The sequence below is a fragment of the Marinomonas atlantica genome (assembly GCF_001639725.1).
Taxonomy (GTDB): domain Bacteria; phylum Pseudomonadota; class Gammaproteobacteria; order Pseudomonadales; family Marinomonadaceae; genus Marinomonas; species Marinomonas atlantica.
Map to the genome: position 1 here is coordinate 1 of NZ_LTAW01000064.1, position 231 is coordinate 231.

The following is a 231-nucleotide window of genomic DNA, read 5'->3' on the forward strand; positions in this document are numbered from 1 at the left end:
CTTCGGGTGAAGTTCGCATTAGTGGTTATTTGCTTGCGACCTGCGTGACTAGATCTAATGTAGTATTTTGAGAGAGGTCATGTTGATATACGTGAACGTCTCTTTGTGGGAACGGAATGCTGATCCCATTGCGGTCCAGTTGTTTCTTCACCTCTTCGGTCACTTCCCAATAGACATCCCAATAGTCTTCTGTTCGTACCCAAGGTCGAACAATAAAATCGACAGAGCTTT

Annotated in this window: 1 pseudogene; it reads right to left on the minus strand. The window is 44.6% G+C overall.

Annotated elements, in window-relative coordinates:
* Positions 1–25 precede the first annotated feature (25 nt).
* A pseudogene (locus AYW75_RS18715) lies at positions 26–231 on the minus strand (hypothetical protein); the annotation flags it as partial.